Origin of the sequence: Campylobacter sp. 2018MI01, assembly GCF_018501205.1 — a bacterium.
Taxonomy (GTDB): domain Bacteria; phylum Campylobacterota; class Campylobacteria; order Campylobacterales; family Campylobacteraceae; genus Campylobacter_E.
Genome location: NZ_JAHCZE010000066.1, coordinates 1 through 7,893, shown reverse-complemented (window position 1 = coordinate 7,893; position 7,893 = coordinate 1). Strand labels below are relative to the sequence as shown.

The following is a 7,893-nucleotide window of genomic DNA, read 5'->3' as shown; positions in this document are numbered from 1 at the left end:
CTTAAAAACTATGAAATTTAAAATAAAAGTTTATTTTTTTAAATCTAATTTTAGCCAAACAACTATTTTATACTCTAAATAAATCTATTTATAAATACCATAAAATCTAAAAATTGAAATAAGAATTTCAAAACTTAATATAAATTATAAAGAATAAATAAGATACCAATTATAAATAAGTAAAATTATTGAAATTCTTTTGATAAGTTATTTATATTAGCTATAAAAAATCATTTTAAGCTTAAATTTTATTTTGACTTTCATAATTTAAATTAGTATTTGCAAATTCCAATTTGCTTAAGATATATTTAGCAAAATCTTCACTATCATTTGGACATTTACACACATTATAATCACCTTTATACTGATGTCTATATTCAATATCTAATTCTAAAATAGTTTCAGAACAATCAATACAAAATGATAGTGGATATATTAAAACACTTTTATTGCCTAATTTATCTAATTCATCACTAAGTGCAGGTTCTAACCATTTTACAGGTCCTAATTTTGACTGATAAGCTAATTTAATTTCTTTAAAATCGTTTTGTAATTTATCCTTTAATATAGCAAAATGTTCTTTTATATGCTCTTCGTAAATATCACCCTTTTCTATAGTTTTTATCGGTAAAGAATGTGCTGATATTATCAAACAATCAATATTTTTATATTTTTGTATCTCATTTAAAATAATATTATTATAAAACTCATCTTGGTAAAAATAAGGTATTTCTTTTATATTGATTTTTTTATCAAAATTTTTATAAAAATCTTGCAAAGATGATGTAGTAGTGGTTATAGAATGATGTGGATATAAAGGAAATAGTATTATTTCATCATTATCTTTAAAATCATATTTAGCTAAGACTTCTTTCGCAAAAGGCGGAACATAAGTTGATATAAAATCAAAATGAAAATCTTTTTGCAAAGAATTTAATTTATCACAAAGAGATTTTTGGATTTTAGTTAAAGGACTTTTACCACCTATTTTATTATAATTTTCTTTCATAGATTTAATACGAAATTTTCTTATCATAAATGCTACAAGACTTCTTAAAAAATCTGATTTTATTCCCAAAATATTTGGGTCATTAAACATATTTTTTAAAAATACTTCACATTCATCAATTTGATTTACACCACCCATATTGAGTAAAAAAACATATTTCATATACAAACCTAAAATTATCCAAGTAAGGTACTTGGATAAATATTATTTGTCTTCATTAAAAGAACCTAATTTGAGAATTTTTTGCATTCTTTTTGCAACCAATTCATCAAGATTTAATGGTTTTAGTTCTTCTATTTTTTCTAAAACATAATTTTGTATATTATTTGCAGTAATCTCTTTGTTTCTATGAGCAATGCCTTCTTCTATAATATCATCTATTAATCCTTGCTCATATAAATCATCAGCACTTATTTTCATAGCCTTTGTTGCAGCTTCACTTTTACTTGGGTCATTCCATAATATAGCAGCACAACCTTCAGGAGATATTACAGAAAACACTGAATTTTTAAGCATAGCTAATTTATCAGCTACACCTAAAGCTAAAGCTCCACCACTTCCGCCTTCTCCAATTACTATAGAAATAATTATTGTTTTTAAAGCACTTAATTCATATAAATTTGTAGCAATTGCCTCACTTTGACCACGCTCTTCAGCTCCTACTCCAGGATAAGCACCTGGAGTATCTACTAAAAATACAATAGGTATTTTAAATTTTTCAGCCATTTTAGCAAATCTTAAAACCTTACGATAACCCTCTGGATGTGGCATACCGAAATTTCTATGTAATTTATATTTTGTTCCACGACCTTTTTGTTCGCCTATTAACATTACTTTTTGCTCACCAATATAACCAGCAAAACAAACTATAGCAGGGTCATCTCTAAATGCTCTATCTCCATGTAATTCATGGGCATTTTTTAAAATTATTCTCACATAATCAAGAGAATATGGTCTATCAGGATGTCTTGCTAGCTGTAGCTTTTGAAAATCACTTAAGTTTTTATAGGTTTTTGTTAATTCTTTTTCTAAATTCTTTTTTAAAATCTTAACTGCTTCTATATCGCCTTTAATATTAGCATTAATAATATCTTCATCTAATTGTTGAATATTTTTCTCAAAATCTAAATAAGCTGCCATCTTAATTAATCCAATTTTCTAAAAATCACTGAAGCATTCGTTCCACCAAAACCAAACGAATTACTCATAGCTGTTTTAATTGTATGCTTTCTAGCCACATTAGGCACATAATCTAAATCACAATCAGGGTCAGGGTTTTTATAATTTATTGTAGGTGGAACTATACTATCTCTCATAGCCATTAGACAAATTACTGCTTCAATAGCACCAGCAGCACCTAAACAATGTCCTGTTTGACCTTTTGTAGAACTTACTAAAGGCATATCATCTTTAAACAATTCTTTCATTGCTGCTGTTTCATTTTTATCATTAGCTGGAGTTGATGTTCCGTGTGCGTTAATATAATCAATTTTAATTTTATTAGCAGAGCAATCAAATCCCTTTGCCATACATAAAGCTTTTTTCATAGCTCTTAATGGACCATCTAAAGCTGGAGAAGTTATATGATTTGCATCTGCACTTTCACCAAACCCTATAACTTCAGCATATATTCTAGCACCTCTTTTTTTAGCATCTTCATAATCTTCTAAAACAAGAGCAGCTGCACCTTCTCCCATAACAAAGCCATCTCTACTAGCATCAAATGGACTACTAGCTGTTTCTGGAGTATCATTTTTAGTAGATAAAGCTTTCATTGAAGCAAATCCACCTATACCTACTGCACAAATAGCTGATTCAGCTCCAATTACTAACATTTTATTTGCTTGATTGCAAACTATTGTTTTATAAGCTTCGCCAATTGCGTGAGTTCCTGCTGCACAAGCAGTTACACAAGATAAATTTGGACCTTTCAATTTATAATCAATTGAAGCCATTCCCCCTAGCATATTAACTAGAGCTGAAGGTATGAAAAAAGGCGAAATCCTGCTTGCGCCCTTTTGCAAACATACATTAGAATTTTTCTCAATATTAGGTAAGCCACCAATTCCTGCTGCACTTACTACTCCAAATTCATCTAAATCAACTTCACTAATCACGCCATCAACCATTTTAAAATTAGCATCACTTATAGCTTCTTTTGCAGCGTGTAATCCAAGTTGAATAAATCTATCAGCTTTTTTAACATCTTTTGCATTTAATACTGTTAAAGGATCGAAATCCTTAACTTCTGCGGCAATTTTAACACTTAAATCACTGGTATCAAAAAGAGTAATTTCTCCAACACCGCTTTTTCCATCACAAATCGCCTTAAACGAACTTTCTTTATCAAGCCCAAGGGCATTTATCATTCCAATGCCAGTTACTACTACTCTTCTCAATTTAAATCCTTATTGTTTTTTTGCTTCTATGTATTTTACTATATCATTAACTGTTGCGATTTTTTGACCATCTTCATCAGGAATAGAAATATCAAATTTTTCTTCTAAAGCCATAATTAATTCAACTACATCAAGTGAATCTGCACCTAAATCTTCAATAATTTTAGCATCAGGTGTAATACTAGCTTCATCAGCTCCTAATTCTTCTACAATAACTTTTTTAACATCTTCAAAAATAGACATTTTTTTCTCCTAAAATAAAATTAAACTCGTATTCTTACAAAAAAGTGTAAATAAATTACACATACATTCCGCCATTAACTTTTAAAATCTCACCTGTAATATAACTAGAATAATCACTTAATAAAAACGCAACTGCATTTGCAACTTCGCTAGGTTTACCAAATCTAGCAAGTGGAATTGCTTTATAATAAGTTTGTTTAATTTCATCACTTAATACATCTGTCATATCACTTTCTATAAATCCTGGAGTAATTGCGTTATAACGAACTTCTCTACTAGCTGCTTCTTTAGCAAAAGACTTAGTCATAGCAATAACTCCACCTTTACTAGCAGAATAATTTACTTGACCTGCATTTCCCATCTCACCAACAACTGAACTAATATTTACAACACTACCAAAACGCTTTTTACTCATTACTTTAAATGCTTCTTTACAACCTATAAAAGTTGAATTTAAATTAGCCTTTATAACATCATCAAAATCAGCTTCGCTCATTCTTAAAACTAATTTGTCTTTTGTAATTCCTGCATTATTTACTAAATAACTTAATTCTCCATCACAATCAATTATTGTTTTAATAGCATTTGTAAAATCACTTTCACAACTTGCATCAAAACAAATAATTGCTGCTTTACCACCATTTTTTTCAATTTCTTGTTTTAAGTTCTCTGCAAGTTCAGGTTTTGAACGATAATTAATCCATACTTTTAGACCAAATCCCGCTAAAACTCTAGCTATTTCAGCACCAATGCCTTTAGATGCACCTGTAATTAATACATTTTTTCCACTAAATTTCATATTTTCTCCTAGTCTTTAATGATAATATCCGAGTGATTTTTTTCTAAAAAATTATCTTCATAATCTTTTAAATCTTTTTTAAAATCTTTTGATTTTCTCATAACAAAGGCATAATACAATATTAAAGAAAACAAAATTATCCCCGCACATATTTCATAAATCCTAGAATGCCCGTAACTAGGCTCAATCAAACCTAATAAATAAGGACTAATACCCATTCCAACATCTAAAGCTATAAAAAATGTTGAATTTGCTAAGCCCATTTTCTCTTTAGGAGATAATTTTATAGCAAGTGATTGAAGACTTGAAGTAGCGTTTCCATATCCTAAAGCACAAAAAATAGCCGATAAATACATCATTAAAGAATTGTTTGTATAAGCTAAAATTATTAAACTTGCTACATAAAACAAAATAGAAGGAACTATTACATAATCCGCACCTATTTTATCAAATACTTTACCTGAAATTGGTCTTGAAAACACACTAATACAAGCATAAAATACAAAAAATAATGAACCTGCTTCAATTAAATTAAGCTCTTTTGAATAAGAACTTATAAAAGCAATAATTGCTCCATAAACAAAACCCATACAAAATACGACATAAGCAACACCCAAAACCGATTTTTCAATGTAATTAAAAATTGAAAAAGATTTTTTAACATGATTTATCTTATGTTTTCTAAATCTTTTAACTTTTATTACTACACTTGAAATTAATGCTATTAATATACTAATTAAAGAAATTATAAAACATAAATTAAAATTATTTTTACCCACTAAATATACTGCTAAAAATGGTCCAATAGCAGAGCTTAATACAACACTAACCGCATAATATCCTATACCAATTCCTCTTTTATTGCTAGGCACTAGTCTAGCTACTGCAGCACCACAAGCACAAGAGCATGCACCATAACACATACCAGCAAGCAATCTTGATAATATTAATTCAAAATTAGTTGATAAAAACAAGTAATATAAATTAGGTATAAAATACAAAACTAAACTAATAATCATAACTTTTTTTATGTTTATATTATCAATAATTGAGCCAAAATAAAGTCTTGATAATAGTGCTCCAATTACAAAAATACCATTGGCAAGACCTGCTATTGCTGTGCTAGATTGTAATATAGTTTTTGCAAAATCTGTAGAAGCAATCGTAGTGATAAAAAACACTAAACAAATAACAAAATTAATAATAAAAACACAAATAAAATTCTTATTCCAAATATTATACTTTTTGGATAATCCCATAAAAACTCCTTATAATTTTTTATTGATTTTATCAAGCATATTAATAAACAATCCAAATTCAGCATAATCTAAATCATCACAAATTTGCTTTTCGTAATTAGAAATTAAAATATTTGCATCAAAAAACAATTCCTTGCCTTTTAAACTAAGTGAAATGATTTTTTCTCTTTTATCATTTGAGCTTGAAATTTCTAAATAATTTGCTTTTTCTAGTTTCTTACAAATCCTAGACGCAATAGCCTTATCCATCTGATAAAACTCGCAAATCTCACTTAAACTAGCACTTTTTGTTGAGCTAAGATAATAAAATACTCTCCAATCAGTCGCATTAATATTAAATGGCTTTAAAATTTCATTTACTTTACTGATGATTTTTCTATTTGCATAGGTAATTTTTTTAAAAAACATGTTATTCCTAATAGTTGATAAAGTCAATTAAATTAGATTTTATAATTAAATTTGTAAATTGTCAATAAATTAGCTTTATTTTGCTAAGCTTAAAATAAAAAAAGGATACAAATGATTATATTTTTTGATTTAGATGGAACTTTAATCGATTCTACCCAGCCAATAATTACTAGCCTTAGAAAAGCCTTAGAAAGTTATAATTTTAATTTAAGTGATGAATATATAAAAACATTAATTGGAATGTCTACTGAAGGAATGTTTGAAACAATAGGAGTGCCAAAAGAGCAAGTTGCTGATATAGTTAAATTATATAGACAAAATTATAAAATATATTATAAAGACGGAACTAGTCTTTTAAATGGGGCAAAAGAAGCAGTAAAACTTGCTAGTAAAAATGCTAAAGTAGGATTAGTAACTACAAAATCTGTTTATTTTGCTAAAGAAATTTTAAAAGATTTTGATATTTTAGATGATTTTAGCGTAGTTGTGGGTGGTGATGAAGTAAAATACTGCAAACCAAATCCAGAACCAATTTATAAAGCACTAAGTCGTTTAAAAGGCTCTGAAATGCTTGAAATTAACGAACTTAAAAAAGAATTTGACTTTAGTAAAATTTATATGATAGGAGATACTTTAAACGATACAGAAGCTGCTAAAGCTGCCGGAGTGAATGCTTATGTAACTTTATTTGAATACACAGATATGAATACTCTCAAGCAAAGTTGCGATAAAATATTTACAACCCCACTTGAATGCGTTCAAGATATTTTAAAAAAATAAATATTATAAAGTAAAACTAATTTAATAAAAAATTAGTTTTACTTATATCAATAAATTAGAATGGAATTTGAAAAATTTATTTTAATTTTAGCTATATAAAATATTCATTATTACCACTTAATTAAACCTATTTTTTAATAGGAACTATTATATCTATATAAAATATAATATTTTGATATTTATAATATATTTTAGTGCAATTAAGTATCAATACATACATTAAAAATACTATAAAGATTACTGCTATAATTAATTAAGATAATAATTACTAATTAAATTAATTGATATTAAAATAAATTATTATACTCCTTATCTATAAAACACACAATCTATTTAATGATTTTAATTAAAAAGCATATAGAAATTATTGTCTTTTAAAAATTGCTTTAAAATTTTTATCACTTAATTGATAAGAATCAAGTAAGTCAAGAGATTTTACCATATGCAATGTGCCTTTTTTATATTTTTGAAAATGTTCGGAATTAATATGTTTATTATAAGATTCTTGGTCTTTATAAATTTCTAAAATATTAATTATATTATTATTTTTTACAAGCATCATTGGATAAATAGATATTACACCCTTTTCTTTTTCAATTGAAGCTTCAGCAACTTCTTTTGCAATAACAAGGTATTCATCAAGATACTCTGGATAAACTTCAACAACAGAAATTCTAACCAACATTTTATTATTAATATTATCATCAGCATAAATATTAGAAGATAATCCAAATAGCGATAAAATTAAAGCTAATATTTTTTTCATTTTTCAACCTTTCAATTTTTTAAACCAAACAATATACTATAAATACATAAACTATTCCCCCACCATAAACCACTAATCCATTAAATACTAAAAACACCCATTACCCCCCCCCAACCACTCTAAACAACATAAACAATACTTTAAATTAAAAACTAAAAAGCAATTAAAATATCATTCTAAAAATAACCTTCACTAACTACTAAAAATAATTAAAAACACACCATAATAAA

At 26.9% G+C, this 7,893-nt stretch carries 9 protein-coding genes; 1 reads left to right on the top strand and 8 read right to left on the bottom strand.

The annotated features are described in order from the left end of the window. Positions 1 to 241 precede the first annotated feature (241 nt). The 7 genes from hemH to KJQ97_RS08275 are packed head-to-tail and all read right to left on the bottom strand — an operon-like array spanning position 242 to position 6,117. Entirely contained in the window at positions 242 to 1,171 is a 930-nt protein-coding gene (gene hemH / locus KJQ97_RS08305) for a ferrochelatase (RefSeq protein WP_214120538.1), read from the bottom strand. A gap of 42 nt (positions 1,172 to 1,213) precedes the next feature. Next, the gene (locus tag KJQ97_RS08300) at positions 1,214 to 2,149 is read right to left on the bottom strand and encodes an acetyl-CoA carboxylase carboxyltransferase subunit alpha (RefSeq protein WP_214118277.1); all 936 of its coding nucleotides are present in this window, start codon (positions 2,147 to 2,149) and stop codon (positions 1,214 to 1,216) included. A gap of 5 nt (positions 2,150 to 2,154) precedes the next feature. Next, positions 2,155 to 3,408 carry a beta-ketoacyl-ACP synthase II gene (locus KJQ97_RS08295; RefSeq protein WP_214118274.1) on the bottom strand — a complete coding sequence of 418 codons (1,254 nt, stop codon included), beginning with the start codon at positions 3,406 to 3,408 and terminating at the stop codon, positions 2,155 to 2,157. Between the two features lie 9 nt (positions 3,409 to 3,417). After that, positions 3,418 to 3,651 (bottom strand): acyl carrier protein, encoded by a 234-nt coding sequence (acpP, locus tag KJQ97_RS08290; RefSeq protein ID WP_214118272.1) that lies wholly within the window; start codon positions 3,649 to 3,651, stop codon positions 3,418 to 3,420. Positions 3,652 to 3,706: 55 nt separating this feature from the next. Further along, the gene (gene fabG, locus KJQ97_RS08285; protein ID WP_214118270.1) at positions 3,707 to 4,450 is read right to left on the bottom strand and encodes a 3-oxoacyl-ACP reductase FabG; all 744 of its coding nucleotides are present in this window, start codon (positions 4,448 to 4,450) and stop codon (positions 3,707 to 3,709) included. A gap of 8 nt (positions 4,451 to 4,458) precedes the next feature. Beyond that, positions 4,459 to 5,709 carry an MFS transporter gene (locus KJQ97_RS08280; RefSeq protein ID WP_214118268.1) on the bottom strand — a complete coding sequence of 417 codons (1,251 nt, stop codon included), beginning with the start codon at positions 5,707 to 5,709 and terminating at the stop codon, positions 4,459 to 4,461. Between the two features lie 9 nt (positions 5,710 to 5,718). Then, complete coding sequence (locus KJQ97_RS08275; RefSeq protein WP_214118266.1) at positions 5,719 to 6,117, bottom strand: MarR family winged helix-turn-helix transcriptional regulator; 399 nt, start codon at positions 6,115 to 6,117, stop codon at positions 5,719 to 5,721. A gap of 111 nt (positions 6,118 to 6,228) precedes the next feature. On the opposite strand from KJQ97_RS08275, the gene KJQ97_RS08270 reads away from it, so the two are divergent. After that, complete coding sequence (locus tag KJQ97_RS08270; protein WP_214120537.1) at positions 6,229 to 6,897, top strand: HAD family hydrolase; 669 nt, start codon at positions 6,229 to 6,231, stop codon at positions 6,895 to 6,897. Between the two features lie 364 nt (positions 6,898 to 7,261). On the opposite strand, the gene KJQ97_RS08265 is transcribed toward KJQ97_RS08270, so the two are convergent. Then, on the bottom strand, positions 7,262 to 7,663 hold the full coding sequence (locus KJQ97_RS08265; protein ID WP_214120536.1) for a putative quinol monooxygenase: 402 nt from the start codon (positions 7,661 to 7,663) through the stop codon (positions 7,262 to 7,264). Positions 7,664 to 7,893: the final 230 nt, after the last annotated feature.

Bases quoted from the DNA above. Each gene is read 5' to 3' on its own strand.
- hemH (WP_214120538.1), bottom strand. From the start codon at position 1,171: ATGAAATATGTTTTTTTACTCAATATGGGTGGTGTAAATCAAATTGAT.
- KJQ97_RS08300 (WP_214118277.1), bottom strand. From the start codon at position 2,149: ATGGCAGCTTATTTAGATTTTGAGAAAAATATTCAACAATTAGATGAA.
- acpP (WP_214118272.1), bottom strand. From the start codon at position 3,651: ATGTCTATTTTTGAAGATGTTAAAAAAGTTATTGTAGAAGAATTAGGA.
- fabG (WP_214118270.1), bottom strand. From the start codon at position 4,450: ATGAAATTTAGTGGAAAAAATGTATTAATTACAGGTGCATCTAAAGGC.
- KJQ97_RS08280 (WP_214118268.1), bottom strand. From the start codon at position 5,709: ATGGGATTATCCAAAAAGTATAATATTTGGAATAAGAATTTTATTTGT.
- KJQ97_RS08275 (WP_214118266.1), bottom strand. From the start codon at position 6,117: ATGTTTTTTAAAAAAATTACCTATGCAAATAGAAAAATCATCAGTAAA.
- KJQ97_RS08270 (WP_214120537.1), top strand. From the start codon at position 6,229: ATGATTATATTTTTTGATTTAGATGGAACTTTAATCGATTCTACCCAG.
- KJQ97_RS08265 (WP_214120536.1), bottom strand. From the start codon at position 7,663: ATGAAAAAAATATTAGCTTTAATTTTATCGCTATTTGGATTATCTTCT.